This window comes from Sphingobium sp. S6 (assembly GCF_905120495.1).
Lineage (GTDB): Bacteria > Pseudomonadota > Alphaproteobacteria > Sphingomonadales > Sphingomonadaceae > Sphingobium > Sphingobium agri.
In genome coordinates, this window is sequence record NZ_CAJHOG010000010.1 from 40,141 (window position 1) to 59,439 (window position 19,299).

The following is a 19,299-nucleotide window of genomic DNA, read 5'->3' on the forward strand; positions in this document are numbered from 1 at the left end:
GCTTGCCGGATGGCGGCCCCTCTCACGCCTCCCGGATATGGGCGCCGGGGATCGTCCGTTCATAACAGCCATAACCCTTCACCGCGCCATTTAGAAGGAGGCTGACGGACTGCTCGTCAACCACGCGCGTCGGACCCGGATCGGTAGGATAGACGCCGACATAGGTGTCGTTCGGAGAGGCGAGCGACAGATAGGAGCTGCCGTGGAATGCGGCTGTATCGATGACGAGCGTGCCCTTTTCATAACTCAGCACTGTCCTGATCAGCTTTTGATCGTCATTCACATGGCCGCATCGTTCGATCTGGTCGATCTTGGCGTCGAAGCTCTTGCCGTCTTCATAGACAACCGCCTCTGAGAAAACCACTTCGCCCTGGTCGATCTCCGCATCGAACAGCAGGAAGGCCAAGCCGTTTTCGAAATAACCCTGAAACCATTGATGGCTGTGCAGATTGCGATTGTCCCGGCCGCCCAGGCTGTGATCCCGGTTCGCCATCGCGTTGAAGCTGAATTGCTCGCTGCCCACGCGGATTGATCCGGAAAGCAGGCCAGGCTGTTCGATATGACCTGCTGGGAGAAATTCCTGAAGCCCGCCTACTTTGTGCAGATCCCAGATATTCCCAGTCGATGTGAAGGTCAGGTCGAAGGAAGCGGGCGTGCGTCGCCCATCACCCACCAAGCCCTGAAGCATCTGCGCGGCGGGTACGCGCATCACGCCGCCGCTGAAGCGGTAAGTGAGCTTGCGCCCAGCCTCCACGATGCGCACGGCGAGATGGGGGCCGCCCGGCCCATCCTGAGCGGCGTGGGCATCGCCGATCGCCCGATGCGCGATTACCGTGCCGTCAGGCAAGCGGATGATGACGACCTCCCGGAACAAAGTGAGGTCATGATGCCATCGACCGATATGCAGCCATAGGCCTACACCCGACTGTGGATCGAACCCGGCGAGGCAGAAATTTTCGCTCCAATTCTCTATGTCGGGGAAATCCCCTTCCCAAGGTGTTTCCTGTAGCGGAATATGCATGATCTTCTCCAACGCGCGGCGAGCGCCCGCGCCTTTAGCGGGCAGAAGGAAATGCGGGCGCGCGCTTTTCCAGGAAGGCCGTAACGCCCTCTTCGAAGTCGGCGTCGCCAACACACGCGACGATGCCGTCCGTTTCGGCATCAAGGATCTGTGCCAGGCTCCGCGCAGCCGCATCGTTGACGAGCCTCTTCGCCTGGACGACGGCCAGTTGCGGCGCTTGAGCAAGGCGGCGGGCGATCTTCATTGCTTCCTCGTCCAACGCATCCGCCCGGACGATCTTGTGAAGCATGCCCAACCGGAGCGCTTCCACGGAACCGACCTTGGCCCCTGTAATCAGCAGCATGCGGGCCATGCGCGTACCCACAACTTGCGGCAGCACGGCAGTAACCCCGCCGTCCGGACTGAGCCCCACGCGCTGATGCGCGAAGACGAAGGTGGCGCTATCATCGCCGATCGCATAGTCGGCGATCAGAGGGTAGAAGAGCCCTGCACCGGCCGCCGCCCCCCGCACGGACACGACGATCGGCCGGTCGAACGCGACGATGGCTTCCACAAGAGCCCGCGCCAGTGGCAGGCGGCGAGCGAAATCCGACTGCCGGACCGTCACGTCTTGCTTTATCGAGTCTGCAAAGCCCGCGACATCACCGCCAGCCGAGAACACCTTTCCCTCTCCGCGAACGAGGATGCATCGGACGGTCCGGTTTGCTTGCGCGGCGCGGAAAAGATCAGTCAGCAGCGGCACCATGGCCTTGGGGATGGCATTGCCCTGTTGCGGCCGATTGAACGACAGGCGCAGGACGCCATCCTGCGTGTCGACCAGATAGCTTTCGTCAGGCGCAGACTGGAGCATCACCGCTGTCCCTTCGCGGCTGGTCAACCGAGCGCCTTGCGAACGGCGGCCTGGATCGTATCGGCATTGGGTGCGAAGGCTTGCTCCAGCGGTTTGGAAAAAGGCACGGCGCAATAGGCTGCGCCTACCCGCTCGACCGGGCCTTTGAGCGTGCCCCATAATTCCTCGGAGATGATCGACGCAATTTCCGCGCCTATGCCGAACTGCTTCACCGCTTCGTGGACGACGACCGCCCGGCCGGTCTTGCGCACGGAGGCAAGAACGGTTTCCCGATCCCAAGGCGAAATGGTGCGCAGGTCGATGACCTCGACTGACTTGCCCTCTGCTTCCAATGCTTCGGCGACTGCGAGGCTTAGCGTCACCATCAGCGAATGCGCTATGATCGTAACGTCGGTGCCTTTACGGGCAACCCGTGCCTTGCCGATGGGAATTACCTGCTTGGTGACCGGCGCTGGGGTCCAGTAGCTTGGCATGTTTTCGATGAACAGCACAGGATCGGGATCATCGATTGCCGCGCGCATCAGGCCATAGGCGTCGTCGGGGGTCGAGGGTGCGACCACCTTTATGCCTGCGGTATGGGCAAACCATGCTTCCAGATAGTCGCTGTGCTGACCGCCTGTGGAAAAGCCCGAGCCGGTCATGGTGCGGATGACCATGGGCACGCCAGTCTGCCCGCCCGACATGAAGCGCAGCTTCGCGGCATGGTTGAAGATCATGTCCATCGGGACCGCGATGAAATTCATCAGCATGATCTCGGCCACGGGCTTGTAGCCGCCCACGGCTGCGCCGATCGCGGCGCCGATGATCGCCTGTTCGGAAATGGGCGTGGACTTGACCCGCTCTTCGCCAAAACGGGTGGACAACCCCTTGGTCACGCCCATGACGCCGCCATCCTGCGGATCGGCGACATCCTCACCAAGAACGATCACTTTGGAATCGGCCTCCATGGCATCATGAAGCGCCAGGTTGATGGCCTCCACCATCGTCATCTTCTTTGCGGTGCTGTCCTGCGACGCAGCGGGTGCAGTGATTGTGTCGGTCATTGCCATTACCTCAAGCGATTTCTTCAGCGAACACGTCACGCTTCAGTTCGGCGACGTCCGGGAAGTCTGCAGCCATGGCGGCTTCGATCGCCGCCACGATCCGGCTGTCGGCATCCTGTTCGATCTCGGCGAGGTCCGCCTCCGTGGCGATCCCTTCGGACAGCAGGCGCGCGCGCAGGACCGGCATCGGGTCCTTGGCCTGCGCATTGGCGTAGATGTCCTTGTCCATATAGTGACCAGCCTCGCCCAGTATGTGGCCGTTGAAGCGGAAGGTCATGGCTTCGATCAGCGTCGGCCCCTCGCCCGCCCGGGCGCGTTCGATCGCGACCTTGGCGGCGCCATACATCTCGTCCGGATCGTTGCCGTCGACGGTGACGCCAGGCATTCCATAAGCCGCTGCGCGGTCCGAAATGCGGTCGATCGCGCGGGAATATTCAGGGGCCGTATGTTCGGCATAATGATTATTCTGACACAGGAAAATGACGGGCAGCTTCCATACGGCCGCCATGTTCATTGATTCATGAAAAGCGCCGATGTTCGTCGCCCCGTCCCCGAAATTCGCCACCGAAACACGGTTGCGGCCGTCGAGCTTCGCGGCCCAGCCGAGCCCGGTGGCGATCGGCATGGACGATCCGACGATCCCGGTCGTCACCATCATGCCCTTTTCCGGGCAAGTCAGGTGCATCGGGCCGCCCTTGCCCTTGCACGTGCCGGTGACCTTGCCTGCAAGTTCCGCCCACAGCTCATCTAGCGGAAAGCCTTTGGCGAGCATGTCGTGGATGCCGCGATAGATGGTGCAGATATAATCGTCATCGTCCAGGCTGACGGATATCGCCGAGGGGATGATTTCCTGCCCGCGCGGGCTGTAATAGGGCATCACCAGCTTGCCCGCCATCATCTGCTTGATGACATGCTCGTCATTCTGCTTGATGAGCGTTGCCTTGCGATAGATTTCCAGGAGCGTTGCCGCATCTGGTTTTGGCCAATTGGACATGTCATCCACTCCAGCTGAGTTTTTAGTAAGACTTCGGCAGATCCAGCACTTTTTCGGCGATGAAGCTCAGGATCAATTGTTCGGTGATTGGCGCGATGCGCATCAGGATCGACTCGCGGAACAGCCTTTCCACCTGATATTCGGTCGAATAGCCCATGCCGCCATGCGTCATCACCGCACGGGTGCAGGCGTCGAAGGCTGCGCGGCCGCCCAGGAACTTACCGGCATTTGCCTCCGCTCCGCAGGGCTTGCCGGTGTCGTAGAGGTTTGCGGCCCGCATGATCATCCAATAGGCCGATTCCAAATAGGTCCAATTTTCCGCCAGCGGATGCTGAATACCCTGATTCTGGCCTATATAGCGGCCAAAGACCTTGCGCTCGGACGCATATTTGGCGGCACGTGCCAGAGCGCCCCGGCCCAATCCCACCGCCTCGATGCCGACGAGTATGCGTTCGGGATTAAGGCTGTGGAGAATATAGTGGAACCCCTTGCCCTCTTCCCCGATCCTGTCCTCATCCGGCACGAAATAATCATCGATGAAGGTCGCGTTGGAATCGACCGCGTTGCGCCCCATCTTTGGAATGCGACGCACCTCCACCTGACTCTTGTCGAGGTCGGTATAGAATAGCGTCATCCCATCCGTAGGTTTCTTGCATTGTTCCTTGGGCGTGGTGCGTGTCAGCAGCAGGATTTTGTTTGCGACTTGGCCGGACGATGTCCAAATCTTGCGGCCAGTCACCCGGTATCCGCCAGGCACCTTCGTGGCGAAGGTCTTGATACTCGTCGTATCGAGTCCGGCATCCGGCTCCGTCACTCCGAAGCAGGCACGGTCCGCGCCCGCGATCAACGGTCCAAGCATTCGCCTCTTCTGCTCGTCCGTGCCGTGAACGACCACCGCATGGGGGCCGAAGATGTTGAGGTGGATCGTGCTCGCTGCAGAATAGCCTCCCGCGCTCGCTGAAACCTCGTGCATCATGATCGCGGCTTCGGTCACGCCCAGATTGGCGCCGCCAAACTCCTCCGGCATGGTGATGCCGAGCCAGCCGGCATCGGCCATCGCCCTGTGAAATTCGGATGGGAAGATCTTCTCATCTTCGCAGCGGGACCAATATTCGTCCCCGAACTGGTCGCATACCTTGCGTACGCTGTCGCGGATGGCTTCCTGTTCCTCTGATAAGCTTATATCCACTGCATCGCTCTCTTTGCGTCAAACCTGCTGATTCAGGTGCGCCCTACATTGGTACGCGATATTACTATATGCTGCGTTCCCTATGTCAAGCAGCGCGGCGCCCTGCAGCCAAAAACAATGTGGTCCGTACGCTTCTGAACCCGTGACCAATGGGCAAGATCAGGGATCGGAAGGAATTTTCATCCTCCGCACCTCGTTCAGTTGATTAATTCGCTATCGTACCATATGCTTCTTTCCAAAAAGAGGAAGCTATGACAAACGCACGTCATCTTTGGGCCGTCGCCGAAGCATTGCAGCGCGAAGTTCGCCCGTTCGTTACTGACAATGGCGCCCTCGCCACGCTCGACAGCGGCATCCGGGTCCTCACCGCGACGGCGAACGGGCTCGAACGGGGACCATCGGAGTTCCCGGGTTCGCCGAATATATCCGAACTCGCTGACACGGATCGCCTGGGAGGCCCTGCCGAAAATGCGGCGGCCTACCGGACGACTGGCGGGGCCATTGCCGAAGTGGCGCAATGTCTCGACAGGGGTGAGCACATCACCGGGTTTCTCGATGCGATAGCGGGCGAACGCAGCCTGCTTGAGTCAGCGGTTGCCCGCATGGACGATGTCGAACGCGCTCAGCCCCAGCAGGCGGATGCCGACAGCGACGCCATCGACCCCAAGAGGTTGGAAGCCTATCTGCGGCAGCGAATGGCACGCGATGCTCTGCGCATCGATTCATTCAAACTGGTCGTGGGCGGCAGGTCGCGCCAGACGGCGCTGATCGGCTTGGCAGATATGGGCGATCTGCCCGCCAGGCTGGTCATCCAGCGCGGCATTCCCAATCTGGCGACCAATGACAGCTTTCTGGATGAACTGACACAATTCAATCTGCTGGGCCGGTTGCATAGTGCAGGCATGCGCGTCCCGGCGCCTGTTCTGGTCGAAACGGATCCCGTATGGCTGGATGCCCCCTTCATGCTGGTGGAGCATGCACCCGGCGCGACCGTGCAACCGGACTATTGGCTCCCGGTCGCCGACGGCAATGTCGTACTCGATCTCGCACGGCAGATGGCAGTCCTGCACAGGCAGCCGATCGACGAAGTGGGACAGGGCCTGCGCCCTTCGCGCAATGCGTTCGACAGTGAAAGCTGGAACAAGGAATTGGAGGAGATGGCCCAGGAATGGCACAGCCTCGCCCGGTGGCCATCAATCACCATGTCGGCGGTGATTTCATGGCTGCGCGCCAATGTCGATTGCATCGAAGACCAGCAGTCGATCGTGCATAATGACATGATTTTTCACAATATATTGGCGCAGGACGGCAACATCACGGCAGTCCTCGATTGGGAGCAAGCGGCGATCGGTCATCCGGGCGAGGATCTCGGCTATTGTTACCCCATCGTGATTGCCGCAGCAGATTGGGAAAGCTTCATGGCCGCCTATCGCTCTGCAGGTGGGCTGGACATTCCACAGCGGCAGATCGACTATTTTGCGCTACGAGGCGGACTAAGGCTCATGAACCTGGTGCTGAAGGGCGGCCGGGACACTTTTGAAAAAGGGCTGAGCAACGACATATTGGTCGCAAGCGCCGGGGCGCATTTCACCCAGCGGCTGATGCATCGCATCGCCGTAGTGCTGCAATCCGTGCTGGAGCGCCCCTAATGTCGCTCATCGAAGCTTTCACGCTCGACGTTCCGCAGGTGCAGCTTGACGATCTGCGCAATCGGCTGGAGCGGACGCGCTGGGCCGACGAGGAACCGGTCTCAGGTTGGGAACAGGGGGTGCCTTCAGAGCGATTACGCGCCTTGGCCAATTATTGGCGCACCGATTACGACTGGCGGAAATGCGAGGCGCTGCTGAACGGCCTTGGCCAGTTCCGCACGCGCATTGACGGTGTCGACATTCATTTCCTCCACATTCGGTCGACAGAGCCGGAAGCTATGCCGCTGCTGCTGACGCATGGCTGGCCCGGTTCGGTGCTGGAGTTCCGCAACGTCGTCGGTCCTCTGACAGACCCGTGCGCCCATGGCGGCGAGCCGTCCGACGCCTTCCACCTCGTTATTCCCTCGCTGCCGGGCTATGGATTGTCCGGTAAGCCTCCGACCACCGGGTGGGGGGTAGAACGGATCGCAAAAGCCTGGGCCGAATTGATGCGGCGATTGGGCTATGACCGCTATGTCGCGCAGGGCGGCGATTGGGGTTCGTTGGTGACGATGTGCCTTGCCGTCGATGCGCCTGCCGAACTGGCCGCTGTACACTTCAACATGCTTTCCATCGTGCCGTCCGATCTGCCGGAAACCCTTGCTCCCGAGGAGCAAGTAGCGCTCGATGCCATGCGACAGTTCAGCGAAGTGGAATCCGCCTATGCGAGGCTTCAGGCGACGAAGCCGCAGACCATCGGCTTTGCGCTGGCGGATTCTCCTATCGGCCAGGCGGCCTGGATCTACGAGAAGCTTCAGCGCTGGTCGGATTGCGACGGCGTACCGGAAAGCGTCTTCTCCCCGGATGAGATGCTGGACAACATTACCCTCTATTGGCTGACGAACAGCGGCGCGTCCTCCGCGCGGCTATATTGGGAAAGCATGCACGGTTTCCGTCCCCGGCATGTCAAGCTGCCCTTGGGCTACAGCCATTTCCCGCGCGAGATCATCTGGCCCGCGCGCGCATGGGCGGAGCGTTATTTCGACAACATCATCCATTGGAAAAATGTCGAAAAAGGTGGTCATTTCGCAGCCTGGGAACAGCCCAGCATTTTCGTGCGCGAAATTCGGGACTGTTTCTGCACCGTTCGCGGCTGACGACATGCGCGGCAGAGCCTGCAAATCAACTCACTGATATCGAGGTCACATCATGGCGTCTGACAACATACTTCCCCTGACCGGCATCAGGGGCATCATCGCCCAAAAGATGAGCGAGAGCCTTCAGAAAACGGCGCAGTTGAGCTTTTTCTGCGACATTGACGCATCCGCGCTGGTCGAGGCACGCAACCGATGGAAAGCGAGCGGGTTGAAACTGGGCTATGAAGATCTGATCATCGCCGCACTGACATCGGCGTTGCGCGACTTCCCCCTGTTCAACGCGGTCGAGACGGAACGGGGAGCCGAACCGCAAGAACAGTTCCATGTCGGTTGCGCGATCGCGCTGCCTGGCGCATTGGTCGCGCCCGCCATTTTCGACGTGGGCAGCCTGTCCTTGGCCGACATCGCCGAGCGGCGGGCCGACCTGGTTGCGAGGGCCAAGGTGAACAAGCTCACAATCGCTGAACTGACGGGCGCAACCGTTACCGTGACCAATCTGGGCCTTACGCGGGTCGAACATTTCACGCCGATCCTCAGCTACCCGCAACAGGCGATCATCGGTTTGGGCCGGATGACCGCCAGACCATGGGTCGCGGAAGATGGCGAAACCCTCGTGATCAGGCCTGTCATGGGTCTGTCGTTGACTGTCGATCATCGGATTATCGATGGGGCGCCCGCCGGCGACTTCCTTACACGTCTGGCTCAGGAACTGGAAAGCGGGGCCGCTTTCTCTCCCACGCCGGGCTGATCCAGGGGCGAAAAAGGGGACCGCATATCATTTGATATGCAGCCCCCGGCAATTTGCTAAGCCATTTCAGTTTATTGATCTGGCTTAGCCCCCTTTCCTTCCTTCCAGATAGAGGTCGAGCTCAGCGTAGAAGTGCTGAATTCGACGCTCCTGTTCGGAAAAAACGATGGTTCCGTTAAGTCCTTTCGACCGCATGCCACGCTGCATCGTCACCATGTTGGCAATGTCTTGCTCAACAACCTCACCGGCCTGCGGGTTTTCATGGGTCGAGCGACGGATCGGAGGACGGATCTTCCCCGAGACATCGACATCATCCTCTACACCCATGTAAGCGGGCGGGCGGCGGCCTTCGGCTAGCTTGGCGGACAGCACCAACACATCCTGATAGCCCCGTTCGGGGTCGGTCGGATGAGGCCTGAACCGCTGTAGCAATATGCCTTCCGGGTGCATGTTCATCGTCACATTGGGGAACAGCGACGGGTTCCAGTCGTCGGTCAGTTGATTGTCCGTGTAGCCCGAATAGTCCACGCCGAAAGGGTTGTCCTCCTTGCGCTTGGCCTGCTGCAATGCTCTGCGAACGTGACGCGCGTCGCCCTTCAGCGCCGACATCTTGATGCCCGCTTCCTGCAGGAAATAGGCAAGCCCCACATTGACGAAGCGATTGTCCGGCCAGCGCGGGCTGACGGAACCTACCGAAAACAGGTTCCGGTTATGGCCGTTCCGATAGAAGTCGTACTGGACATAATGATCATCGACATAGGGCTTTATCTGAGGATGTGTCGCATGAGCATGATAGGTCTCGTTGAATGCCGAATACATCGTCTTCCAGTTGGCTGGAACATCGATCGTCAAATGCTTGACAACGAACATATCCTGAATCTTGTAAGAGGCCAACATGGGAAGAAGGTCAGCATAATATTCCTCAAACGGCATGGGATCGGGATTCATGCTGACGAAAATCAGGCCGCCCCATTCCCTTACATGTACCGGCGTCAGGTCCAGATTCTGGCATAGCGCTTCTTCCCGGAAAGTCTCCCGATCCGTCACGCGGACATTCTTGCCATTGAGGTTGAACCGCCAGCTGTGCACGATGCAAGTGAAGGACGTGGCGCCATGGCCGAAATCATCCTGCACAAGTTCGTTGCCGCGATGTTTGCAGACATTGTAGAATGCGGCGACACCGTCCTTGTTGCGAACCACGATCATCGACTGCTTGCCAAGGTCGAAGCGGAACCAGTCGCCTACATCGGGAATATCGCTAGAAATTCCCGCGAGCAGCCAGACCTTGCTCCACAGTCGCTCTTCCTCGGCGGCCATGACCGCCGGGTCGATCGACCTGCTTGTCTTCACGGTTCGATAATTCGCGATGTTGGGATGGAGGTCTTCCAGCCGCCACGGCGACTTCTTCTCATAGTCTGCGGTGACTTCTCCCGGCTCCAGGATGAAGCTTTCTGGATCGGACAACTGTTCCTTTATAGGACGATCGTTGAACCGGATTTCTGCGTAGCGAACATTCGCCGCCATTCACCCTACTCCTGACTAACCCCGGATCAGAACTGGACGCGTTTGGTAAAGCCACCATCAATGACGAGATTGGCGCCAGTCACATAGCTGGCGGCCGGGCTTGCCAGGAATGCGATCGACTTCGCCACTTCTTCGGGCGATCCTAGGCGCCCCATGGGGATCTGGGCGACGATACCGTTATAGAGGTCTGGCATCAGCGCCTTTGCGCCTTCCCAATTCCCACCCGGATAGCTGATCGGGCCGGGAGTGACCATGTTCACGCGCACGCCCTTGGCAGCCCAAGCCTGCGACAGCTGCTTGCCATAGGTGATCAACGCTGCCTTGATCGCATTGAACGCCTGCGGCATCAGGAATGTCTCGATGGCCGCCGTGCTCGACATGAAGATGACGGACCCAGCGTGCGACTTTTCGAGATAGGGTTCGAGTGCTTCGCACGCATCCACCGCGCCCAGCATGTCGATGCGGTAGCTTTCGTCCCAGTCCATGGCGCCCTGCGCGCCCGAAGAACTGATCGAATGGATGAAGATGTCGCATCCGCCCAGTTCGTCGGCTAGGCCCGTGAGCATCGCCTTATAACCTTCGCGATCTTCCAGCGTGAATTCCCGCGTGGCGGCCTTGCCGCCCAACTCGCTGTTAAATTCTTCCAGCGCCTCTCCGTTGCGGGAGAAGAGGCCCAGCTGTGCACCTTCCGCAGCGAACAGTTCTGCGGCAGCGCGGCTGATCCCGCGCGTCGCGCCGCCCATGATGACCTTCAATCCTGACAAGCCCAGATCCATGAACTCTCTCCCATTTTTTAGATATGATTGGCGAGGCCGTACGGCCGACCGCTGTTCGCCACCATCGTTACTATGCTAGCATACTATTTTCAATATATGACATCAGTCATTTTTCCAATAGAGCTGGTCCACGCTCTCGCCTTCGTCAAAACGCGCTTGTATCGCCTTCATGCTGGCGAGGCTGTCAGGATGCGCGAACAAGCCCTGACTGATCTGCTGATCATTCTCGATACCCTGGCTCTGGTTCAGGTCTTCCGCCTCGCCCAGCATCTTCTTCATCCCAGCGACCGATTGCGGCGGCAGCGATGCGATATGCTGGGCAAGCGCCAGTGCTTCCTCTACAGCTTTGCCCTTGGGCACCACGCGATTGACACCGCCGAGTTCATAAAGTCGCTGCGCGGTCAGTGGACGTCCTGTCAGGACGACTTCGGCCGTGACCGTCCGCCCGATCAGCCGCATCAGGCGCGACGTTCCGCCGATCCCCGTTCCAGCGCCGATGGCGACTTCCGGCTGGCTAAAGCGCGCTTGCTCTTCCGCGACGCGCAGATCGCAGCCCCAGCCCAGCTCGCATCCGCCACCTGACGTGTCACCATTGATCGCCGCGATCGTGACCGCTGGCCCGCGATTGAGGAGCTGGAGCGAGCGGAACCAACCCGCCGGATCGCCAGTCGCTGGCTTTCCTTCAACCAGGTTCACGATATCCGCCAGATAGGCATGTTCGAGCCAGTGCCCTTCCATCGAGGATGCAAGCACGATGACGCGCGCCTTCTGTTCAATTGCAGCCTCCAATGCATCCGCAAGCAGGCTTACCGTCGCGCAGGTGGTGAGCTTTCCCGATACGCCGCCATCGCCCACGGTGATCAATGCGATGCCATCACCGGGCCACTGCGTGTCTACATTTCCTGTCACGTGATTCTCTCCTGATGCCGCCGGCGGCACTTGAGGTTCCTGCCGACCATTATTGACAACCGTCACTACAACATGGCGCATAAACATACAAATGTCATTTATTGATGCAGGCGAGCCTCTGTGCAAGGTGGCGATGCAAGGCCGCCGCGACTATCAATGATTCGCGGCTGCACCGCGCGACGCAGGGGAGGATGAGAATGGCGAGAGCCGCCAACAAGATGAGCGAGCCAGCGCAGACCGTTGGGGCGACCGAAGAACGTTCATTCCCGATGTTCAAAAGGACGTTGGCATATCAGGCGCAATTGCTGGCGCGCATCACGCAGGCCGATTATCTTGAACGGATCAGGATGACCGGCATTGCGCCGGCCCAGGCCTATGTCCTTGGCGAATTGTGGCTGGAAGAACCTCTTTCGCAGGTCGAACTGTCCCGCAGGCTGGAGATCGGGAAGGCCACCATCGGCCAGACACTTCAAAGGCTGGAGAAAGCCGGCATAATCGAGCGGCGTCGGGTTGCGGCCGACCGGCGACTGGTCATGGTGCACCTGACTGCAAAAGGCCAGACATTGCATCAGCCATTGAAGAGCGGAGCGATTGAACAGGACGAACTGCTCTTGCGGAAGCTGGGGTCAGAACGCATCGCCATGCTGACGAACCTTCTGGAGGAATCCAATCGACTCTTGTCGGGTAGCTTTTCAGCCGATGCGGAAAGTGCGGGCATGTTGGAGTAGGGTAGCCACCGGACCATTCACATGATGGCCACACGTTAGTATGCTAGCGTTCTAGATTCTGCAATTGGCTGTCGAAGCCGGACAGCCCGAGCATCAATGGGAGAAGACATGAAGTTCGAACATTATGAAGCCCTGGCGTTCGAACGCGAAGGGCGCATTCTTACCATAAGGATGAACCGCCCGGACGTGCTGAATGCCGTCAGTCCCGCCCTTCATGAGGAAATGGCGCGCGTCTTCTTCGACGCTGCGGACGATGCCGACAGCGATATCATCATTCTGACTGGCTCCGGGAGCGCTTTTTCGGCCGGGGGAGACCTCGGATGGCTTGAAGACCAGGCAGCGGGGCGTCGGGAGCCCTTCGTCAATGAGGCGAAAAGCATGCGGCGCATCGTCATGGGCCTACTCGACTGCCCCAAGCCCGTGATTGCCAAAGTGAACGGAGACGCGATCGGCTTTGGCGCGTCGATTGCGCTGCTGTGCGACATCGTCATCGCCGCCGACCACGTCCGGTTCGCCGATCCTCATGTCAAGCTGGGGCTGGTTGCAGGCGACGGGGGCGCCCTGATCTGGCCGCAACTTATCGGTTTCGGCAAGGCAAAACATTATCTGCTGACCGGCGAGGCTATCGGTGCGGTGGAAGCGGAACGATGCAACCTAATCAGTTTCGCCGTCCCCACCGACGAACTCGATGAGTATGTCGCGGAATATGCGACTCGCCTTGCCCGCGGCGCGCAATCAGCGATACGCTACACCAAGTCGGTGACCAACATCGCCCTGCGGCAATTGTTCAGTTCGGTGTTTGAAGCCGGCGTCGCTTATGAAGGACTGGCGACCTATACCGCTGATTTCGGCGAAGCATTGAACGCCATCCGCGAAAAGCGGCACCCATCCTTCACCGGCCGCTGAGTAACGCTGACTGTGATTTGCATCTTGCGCTCCCGCCCATTAGGTATGTATGCATACCATATTATTACATACTAAACAGCATTGGGTTTAAACCGATGGATCCCGCCTACAGTGAAGAGGATAAGGCGTTCAGAGCCGAAATCCGGGAGTTTGTAGAAGCCAGCCTTCCAGCAGACCTCGCCCGGCGCGGCCGCCACGACTTTCATCCCCACCGCGAAGATCAGGCGGCATGGACTCGTATTCTCGCCGAGCGGGGATGGTCTATGCCGCACTGGCCCGCAGCACACGGCGGGCCTGGGTGGAGCGCGGTTCAGCGCTTCATCTTCGAGGATGAGATGCGCAGGGCTTACGCCCCCACGGCCGACCGCATCGGCGCCGAACTGGTCGCGCCGGTTATCTACACATTCGGTTCGGAAGAACAGCGGCAAACCTATCTGCCAGCCATAAGGCTGGGCGAGACATTCTGGGCGCAGGGATTTTCCGAACCAGGCGCTGGCTCGGACCTATCCTCGCTGCGCACGCGCGCCGTGAGAGACGGTGACCATTATATCGTCAATGGACAAAAGACCTGGACCACCGAAGGGCACCATGCCGACATGATGTTCATGCTCGTGCGGTCCAACCCCGACGTGAAGCCCCAGGCAGGTATATCGTCGCTGGTCGTGGACCTGAAGACGCCCGGCATCACCCGCCGCCCGATCTGGACATTGGACGAGGGGCTGACGGTCAACGAATTCTTCTTCGACGATGTGCGCGTTCCGGTGGAAAACCTGATCGGAGAGGAGGGCCAGGGCTGGACTCACGCCAAGTTCCTGCTGGGGAACGAACGCACCAACAGCGCAGAGGTCCCGCACACTCGGCGAGACATCGCCCAGTTGCGCGAGATCGCCCGGATCGAAACGAAGAATGGCCGCCCACTGATCGAAGATCCGGTGTTTCGCGCGAAACTGGCGCGTATCGAAGTCGACACGAAGTCGCTGGAATATGCGGTGTTGCGTGCCCTCACCTCCGACAATCACGGCAGCGCGTCCGTCGCGTCGCTGGTCAAGGTTCGCGGATCGGAACTGCGACAGCGCGTCGCTGATCTCGCCGCCGAAGCCCTGGGTGACTATGGCATGGCCGTCAGCACCGATGGCAATGCCGAACATCGCCTTTCCGATAAGGACGAGAGTGGCAGTCCCATCCCCGAGCATGGCATCGGCGTCGCGGCCAAGGCGATGTTCCGCCGCGCCACCACTATCTATGGCGGGGCAAACGAAATTCAGCGCACCCTGATCGCCAAGACCGTCCTGGAGCTGTGACATCATGGATTTCAACTATACAGCTGAGCAGGACGCTCTGCGCGACAGCGTCAAGCGCTTCGTCGAACGGGAATATGACTGGGACAAGCGGTTCGCTATCATCCGGTCAGCGGATGGCGTCGCGCCGGATCATTGGGGCGCCTTCGCCGAATTGGGCTGGTTGGGTGCGGGCCTTGCGGAAGAGGCAGGCGGATTTGGCGGAGGCCCGATAGAGAATGCGCTGATAGCCGAAGAATTGGGGCGCGGCCTGGTGACCGAACCCTTTATCGGGCATGTTCTCGCCAGCCAGTTGCTGGCCGCCGTCGGATCGGACAGCGCCAGCACCCTTCTGACAAACCTGATCATGGGCGAGCAGCGGGCAGCCGCGGCATTGCAGGAGCCGGTTGGGCGCGGCGATTGGCGGATTGTCGAAGTGCGCGCGGAAGGTTCGGGCTCGTCGCGGCTCCTTACGGGCGTCAAATCTCTGGTCGAGGCCGCGAGCCAGGCGGACATGTTCCTTGTGACCGCTCGGCAGGGCGATGGAATCGGCATTTACCTCGTCAGCCAAGGACAGGCTGGTCTGGAACTTCGTCCCTATCGTACGCTCGACAATCGCCGGGTCTGCGACCTTCATCTGAATGACGCATCGGCGGAGTTGCTCATGGAAGGCGAGGACGCCGAACGCGCGATCGCCTTGGCCGCGGATCATGCCATCATCGCGCTATGCGGCGAGGCGCTCGGCATCATGGACACCGCGCTCTGGACGACGCGGGATTATCTCAAGGTCCGCAAGCAGTTCGGCACGACGCTCAGCAATTTCCAGGCTCTTCAGCATCGCATGGCGGACATGTTGATCGAGGTGGAGATGACCCGATCCGCTCTCTTCAACGCTTTGGGCGTCATGCAGCAGGAGGAGGCGGTCAGGACCGCCGCCGTGTCAGCTGCCAAGGTTCAGGCGTCGAACGCAGGGCTGTTCGTCGGCCAGCAGGCCATCCAGCTTCATGGTGGCATCGGCGTGACCGAAGAACTGAACATCAGCCACCATTATCGCCGTCTCTTCGTCATCGCGCGCCAGTTTGGCGACGCCGACATGCACCTTGCGCGCTTCGCCCGCGCGACGGACGAGGTAGAAAATCGCTAATCAGCAGGGCCGCCTACACCGCGAAACAGGGCAACGTCCTGATTGCCCGCTTCGCGCAGCGTGACCAGCCCCATTTCCTCGATCAGCCACGCGCCTTCCGACAGCTTGAAACTATAAGATACCAAGCCCCATAGTTCATGAAGCGACGGTGCCAGCTCCGCGCAACTGGCCCAGCCATGGCGCTTCGCTCGCAAGCTCGCATGGTCGGCTGTCACCGTGACGATCGGGTTAAGCAGCGTGTGGCAGGACAGCTTCGCCGGGGGATTGAGCGAGGCTATGCCTGCCACCAGTTCGTCCACCGGCACCAGCGCAGCCTCATCACCGACAAGCACGCCGATTCTGACCGTGACCATGGGCATGAAACTATGTCTTACGCGCAGCCAATCTTTAGCATCGACCGCTTCATCGAGCACATATGCGGCTCTCAGCACTGCTCCGACAGAAGCGGCATCGGTCATGACGCGTCCGATGGCATGCGCGCGCCCCATCGGATCGCCCGGCGGATGATTTCCAGAAAGACATGGTTGCCCCAAGGCCCCACTTGCGGTTCGATCTCCGCGATAAATGGCTGCAGGTCATATCGTCCACAGCTGTGGCCCGGAGCCAGAAACAGTGCCTCGCCTGCGCCATGACGATGGAGCACCGCCTGCGGACGCGGCAGGTCTTCCAGCCAGGGCCCTTTCACGTAACCGGGCGCGTCGCCGGTATAGCGAGATTCGAGCAGGATCTCGCTCTCCCCGCGCAATTCCAGGATATAGGGTTCGTCCACTACCTCGAACGGCGGCAGGCCCGCCACGATCGGATGATCGGACACCGAACGCACGGTAAAGGGCTGGAGCGCGAGATGCGATATGAAGCGGCAGCCCAGCAAATCCATATAGGCGGGATGGCGATCCGGCGTGTCGGTAAGGCCCGGCAGCTTGATGCCGCCAATCTCCACCTCCGTGCCGGAAAACTCAATATAGGCGGCGCTGCCATGGATGGCGAGCCAGCGTCCGCCGCGCGCCAGGAACCGTTCCAGTTCCGCCAGAGCTTCGCCTTCGGGGAAGATATTGGTGGTGTAGGTCAGCAGAAAATCAGCGGCCTTCAATGCGTCCAGATCGTGGAAGCCGTTGGTACACGTCGTCCTGATCCGTTCATCCGCTCCAAGCGCCGCCAGCAGGCGGCGGCGCACCATGTCGAAGTCGTGGAAATTGCCACCGACCAAAAGCAATGCCCGCACAGTGCCGCTTGGCCGTTCGTCCTCCATCGCTTTCCCCTTAGTCACAGCCTCAGTTCCAATTCGCCTGTCCGCCATCCACCGGTATCGTGGCGCCGGTGATGTAGGCAGCCTCGTCGCTCGCGAGGAAGAGGACGGCGCGCCCGATATCCGCCTGGGGATCACCGATCCGCCGCAGCGGAATGGTGGAAAGATAGGCGTCGGGTCCTTCAGGCTTGGCGTCCAGCCAGGCCAGCATAGCCGGTGATCCTGCCAGCGGCGCGATGTTGTTGACGCGGATGCCGTCTGGCCCCCATTCGGATGCCGCCGCGCGCGTAATCGCGCCGATCGCCTGCTTGGCGGCAGAGTAGGCGGCGGTGCCGCTCGTATCCCAGTTGATTGCGGTGGAAGAGACGATGTTGATGATCGCCCCGCCCCCGCGCTGCTTCATATAGGGATGCGCCGCCTTCATCATGCGGAAGGCGGCGAATGGGCCGCTCTCGAAGGTTAGCAGCAACCCTTCATCGTCAATGTCGAGCAATGGCGCGAGCACTGCCTGTTGCGCGCTGTTGACTAGAATATCGATGCCCCCGTAACGATCGGCGGCATAGGTTATGAGGGCATCGATGTCGGCCGCATGCCTGACATCGGCCGGGTGAGCCACATCCGCTTCGCCGCCTGCGGCCTCTATCTCGGCCCGCACGGCCTGCAGCTTGGCTGTCGTGCGGCCCACCAATATCACCAGCGCTCCGCCTGCCGCCAAAGCCAGCGCGATGCCGCGCCCGACGCCCTGCCCCGCGCCCGTGACGAGCGCGACCTTGCCATTGATATTCATGAGGCTTGCCCTTCCTTTTCAAACCAGCGCTGATGCAGGAAGGACAAGGACTGGCTCGCAATGCGCCACATGCCTCCTTCTTTGCGACAGATGTCCGCATAATGGCCATATTCCTGCCGGATGAGGCCATGCGGCGGCGTGAGGCCGAAAAAGATGTCTTCCATGGGCCAAATCGCCTTTGCGCTGTCGCCGTCCACCTCGATTTCCGGCGTAAATCCGTGGTGAATGCTGATGACCGGGCTGAGCGCCTGCGTGATGAAGGCGACCATGGCGGCGCGGCCGCGCACAACGGCGGCCTGATGGCCCTGAAATAGCGCGGCCAGTTGCACGGGTGCCAGAATGCTTCCATCCGAACCGCGATTGACGATGCCATCCAGGTCGAAATATGCGTCCTCGGTCAGGATGCTGTTCAGTTCATCGAAGCATTTTGTATCGATGATCCTGAAATATCGGGCTTTCAAATTACGGATTGCCTCGACAGCCGATTCTTCTGCGGACATGGCGCCCTCCTTATTCTTGGACTTGCCCCGCTGTTTCTCGTCACCATCAATATTGCGCCGATTGCCCGCCATCGATCGGGATGACAGCGCCGTTCACGAAAGATGAGTCGGGGGACAGGAGGAAGGCGACCACCGATGCCACTTCCTTTGGAGTCCCCATGCGGCGCGCCGGATTATGCGCGACGAACTGCTCGGCCGCTTCTTCCCAGTCATTCGGATTTACCTGCCGCAGCGATGCCTCGACCAAGGGCGTCAGGATTGCGCCGGGAGCCACCGCGTTGATGCCGATGCCCAGCGCACCATATTCCAGAGCCGCATTGCGGGTCAGTCCCACGATAGCATGCTTGCTGGCCGTGTAACCCGCCTGCCGCCCTGCACCACGAATGCCGAGCGCAGACGCGGTATTGACGATTCGTCCATGGCCTTGCCCCGCCATCACCTTCAGGACATATTTGAGGCCCAGCAGGACGCCTTTGGCATTGACCGTCATGATATGATCGAAAAATTCGGTATCGACGTCCTCTGTCACTACCTGCCGGTCTTCGATGCCGGCATTATTGAAGAAGCCATCGACCACCCCGAACCGTGTCTTGGTCGTCTCCACATAGGCGCTGACCTGATCCTCCTGCGAGACGTCGGCTTGCGTCAGAAGTATCTCTGCCTCCGGGTAAAGCTCCAAGACTGCCGCCTTCGTTTCTTCCAGGCGGGGGGCGTTCACATCGACCAGAGCCAGCCTTGCACCCTCTTGAGCGCAGTGGATGGACGCTGCGCGACCAAGGCCCGAACCGGCACCGGTGATGATGATGACCTTTCGCTCCAACCTTGCCATTGCTGCCTCTCCTGCAGGGCTTTAAGAGACATCTGTCATTTTC

Annotated in this window: 20 protein-coding genes; 7 read left to right on the top strand and 13 right to left on the bottom strand. The window is 60.1% G+C overall.

Annotated features, from left to right (window positions below; all coding sequences use genetic code 11):
- Positions 1-22: 22 nt before the first annotated feature.
- The 5 genes from SPHS8_RS17505 to SPHS8_RS17525 are packed head-to-tail and all read right to left on the bottom strand — an operon-like array spanning position 23 to position 5,097.
- A complete protein-coding gene (locus tag SPHS8_RS17505; RefSeq protein ID WP_201516615.1) occupies positions 23-1,021 on the bottom strand; it encodes a hypothetical protein in 999 nt (332 codons plus the stop codon).
- A 34-nt stretch (positions 1,022-1,055) separates the two neighbouring features.
- Positions 1,056-1,898, bottom strand: coding sequence for an enoyl-CoA hydratase/isomerase family protein (locus tag SPHS8_RS17510; protein ID WP_201516616.1), 843 nt, complete (start codon positions 1,896-1,898; stop codon positions 1,056-1,058).
- Positions 1,895-2,914: an alpha-ketoacid dehydrogenase subunit beta gene (locus tag SPHS8_RS17515; RefSeq protein WP_201516617.1), complete on the bottom strand. Its 1,020-nt coding sequence runs from the start codon at positions 2,912-2,914 to the stop codon at positions 1,895-1,897. The genes SPHS8_RS17510 and SPHS8_RS17515 overlap by 4 nt, the downstream gene beginning before the upstream one ends.
- Positions 2,915-2,924: 10 nt before the next feature.
- Positions 2,925-3,908: a thiamine pyrophosphate-dependent dehydrogenase E1 component subunit alpha gene (locus tag SPHS8_RS17520; RefSeq protein WP_201516618.1), complete on the bottom strand. Its 984-nt coding sequence runs from the start codon at positions 3,906-3,908 to the stop codon at positions 2,925-2,927.
- A 22-nt stretch (positions 3,909-3,930) separates the two neighbouring features.
- Entirely contained in the window at positions 3,931-5,097 is a 1,167-nt protein-coding gene (locus SPHS8_RS17525) for an acyl-CoA dehydrogenase family protein (protein WP_201516619.1), read from the bottom strand.
- A gap of 251 nt (positions 5,098-5,348) precedes the next feature.
- On the opposite strand from SPHS8_RS17525, the gene SPHS8_RS17530 reads away from it, so the two are divergent.
- From SPHS8_RS17530 to SPHS8_RS17540, 3 genes are read left to right on the top strand one after another with little or no spacing between them, the layout of a single operon-like run.
- Positions 5,349-6,746: a phosphotransferase gene (locus SPHS8_RS17530; protein WP_201516620.1), complete on the top strand. Its 1,398-nt coding sequence runs from the start codon at positions 5,349-5,351 to the stop codon at positions 6,744-6,746.
- Positions 6,746-7,882: an epoxide hydrolase family protein gene (locus SPHS8_RS17535; protein ID WP_201516621.1), complete on the top strand. Its 1,137-nt coding sequence runs from the start codon at positions 6,746-6,748 to the stop codon at positions 7,880-7,882. Before SPHS8_RS17530 ends, SPHS8_RS17535 begins: the two co-directional genes overlap by 1 nt.
- Positions 7,883-7,934: 52 nt before the next feature.
- On the top strand, positions 7,935-8,630 hold the full coding sequence (locus tag SPHS8_RS17540) for a 2-oxo acid dehydrogenase subunit E2 (RefSeq protein ID WP_201516622.1): 696 nt from the start codon (positions 7,935-7,937) through the stop codon (positions 8,628-8,630).
- A gap of 84 nt (positions 8,631-8,714) precedes the next feature.
- Here the strand turns inward: SPHS8_RS17540 and SPHS8_RS17545 are convergent, their stop codons facing one another.
- The 3 genes from SPHS8_RS17545 to SPHS8_RS17555 form a co-directional block, all read right to left on the bottom strand.
- The gene (locus SPHS8_RS17545) at positions 8,715-10,154 is read right to left on the bottom strand and encodes an aromatic ring-hydroxylating oxygenase subunit alpha (RefSeq protein ID WP_201516623.1); all 1,440 of its coding nucleotides are present in this window, start codon (positions 10,152-10,154) and stop codon (positions 8,715-8,717) included.
- 26 nt (positions 10,155-10,180) lie between these two features.
- On the bottom strand, positions 10,181-10,930 hold the full coding sequence (locus tag SPHS8_RS17550; RefSeq protein WP_201516624.1) for an SDR family NAD(P)-dependent oxidoreductase: 750 nt from the start codon (positions 10,928-10,930) through the stop codon (positions 10,181-10,183).
- 102 nt (positions 10,931-11,032) lie between these two features.
- Positions 11,033-11,839 (bottom strand): enoyl-CoA hydratase/isomerase family protein, encoded by an 807-nt coding sequence (locus SPHS8_RS17555; RefSeq protein ID WP_201516625.1) that lies wholly within the window; start codon positions 11,837-11,839, stop codon positions 11,033-11,035.
- Positions 11,840-12,036: 197 nt separating this feature from the next.
- Here SPHS8_RS17555 and SPHS8_RS17560 point away from each other — a divergent pair, with 197 nt between their 5' ends.
- The 4 genes from SPHS8_RS17560 (at position 12,037) to SPHS8_RS17575 (ending at position 15,894) form a co-directional block, all read left to right on the top strand.
- Positions 12,037-12,567 carry a MarR family winged helix-turn-helix transcriptional regulator gene (locus SPHS8_RS17560; RefSeq protein ID WP_201516626.1) on the top strand — a complete coding sequence of 177 codons (531 nt, stop codon included), beginning with the start codon at positions 12,037-12,039 and terminating at the stop codon, positions 12,565-12,567.
- Positions 12,568-12,675: 108 nt separating this feature from the next.
- Positions 12,676-13,473: an enoyl-CoA hydratase-related protein gene (locus SPHS8_RS17565; RefSeq protein WP_201516627.1), complete on the top strand. Its 798-nt coding sequence runs from the start codon at positions 12,676-12,678 to the stop codon at positions 13,471-13,473.
- 95 nt (positions 13,474-13,568) lie between these two features.
- On the top strand, positions 13,569-14,774 hold the full coding sequence (locus SPHS8_RS17570) for an acyl-CoA dehydrogenase family protein (protein ID WP_201516628.1): 1,206 nt from the start codon (positions 13,569-13,571) through the stop codon (positions 14,772-14,774).
- Between the two features lie 4 nt (positions 14,775-14,778).
- A complete protein-coding gene (locus tag SPHS8_RS17575; RefSeq protein WP_201516629.1) occupies positions 14,779-15,894 on the top strand; it encodes an acyl-CoA dehydrogenase family protein in 1,116 nt (371 codons plus the stop codon).
- On the opposite strand, the gene SPHS8_RS17580 is transcribed toward SPHS8_RS17575, so the two are convergent.
- The 5 genes from SPHS8_RS17580 to SPHS8_RS17600 are packed head-to-tail and all read right to left on the bottom strand — an operon-like array spanning position 15,891 to position 19,256.
- Positions 15,891-16,352: a nuclear transport factor 2 family protein gene (locus SPHS8_RS17580; protein WP_201516630.1), complete on the bottom strand. Its 462-nt coding sequence runs from the start codon at positions 16,350-16,352 to the stop codon at positions 15,891-15,893. The two genes, SPHS8_RS17575 and SPHS8_RS17580, sit on opposite strands and share 4 nt — an antisense overlap.
- Positions 16,349-17,143 carry a ThuA domain-containing protein gene (locus SPHS8_RS17585; RefSeq protein ID WP_236575247.1) on the bottom strand — a complete coding sequence of 265 codons (795 nt, stop codon included), beginning with the start codon at positions 17,141-17,143 and terminating at the stop codon, positions 16,349-16,351. Before SPHS8_RS17585 ends, SPHS8_RS17580 begins: the two co-directional genes overlap by 4 nt.
- 22 nt (positions 17,144-17,165) lie before the next feature.
- Complete coding sequence (locus SPHS8_RS17590) at positions 17,166-17,927, bottom strand: SDR family NAD(P)-dependent oxidoreductase (protein ID WP_201516632.1); 762 nt, start codon at positions 17,925-17,927, stop codon at positions 17,166-17,168.
- On the bottom strand, positions 17,924-18,427 hold the full coding sequence (locus SPHS8_RS17595) for a nuclear transport factor 2 family protein (protein WP_201516633.1): 504 nt from the start codon (positions 18,425-18,427) through the stop codon (positions 17,924-17,926). Before SPHS8_RS17595 ends, SPHS8_RS17590 begins: the two co-directional genes overlap by 4 nt.
- Before the next feature lie 46 nt (positions 18,428-18,473).
- Positions 18,474-19,256, bottom strand: a complete 783-nt coding sequence (locus tag SPHS8_RS17600; protein ID WP_201516634.1) for an SDR family oxidoreductase — start codon at positions 19,254-19,256, stop codon at positions 18,474-18,476.
- Between the last annotated feature and the right edge of the window lie 43 nt (positions 19,257-19,299).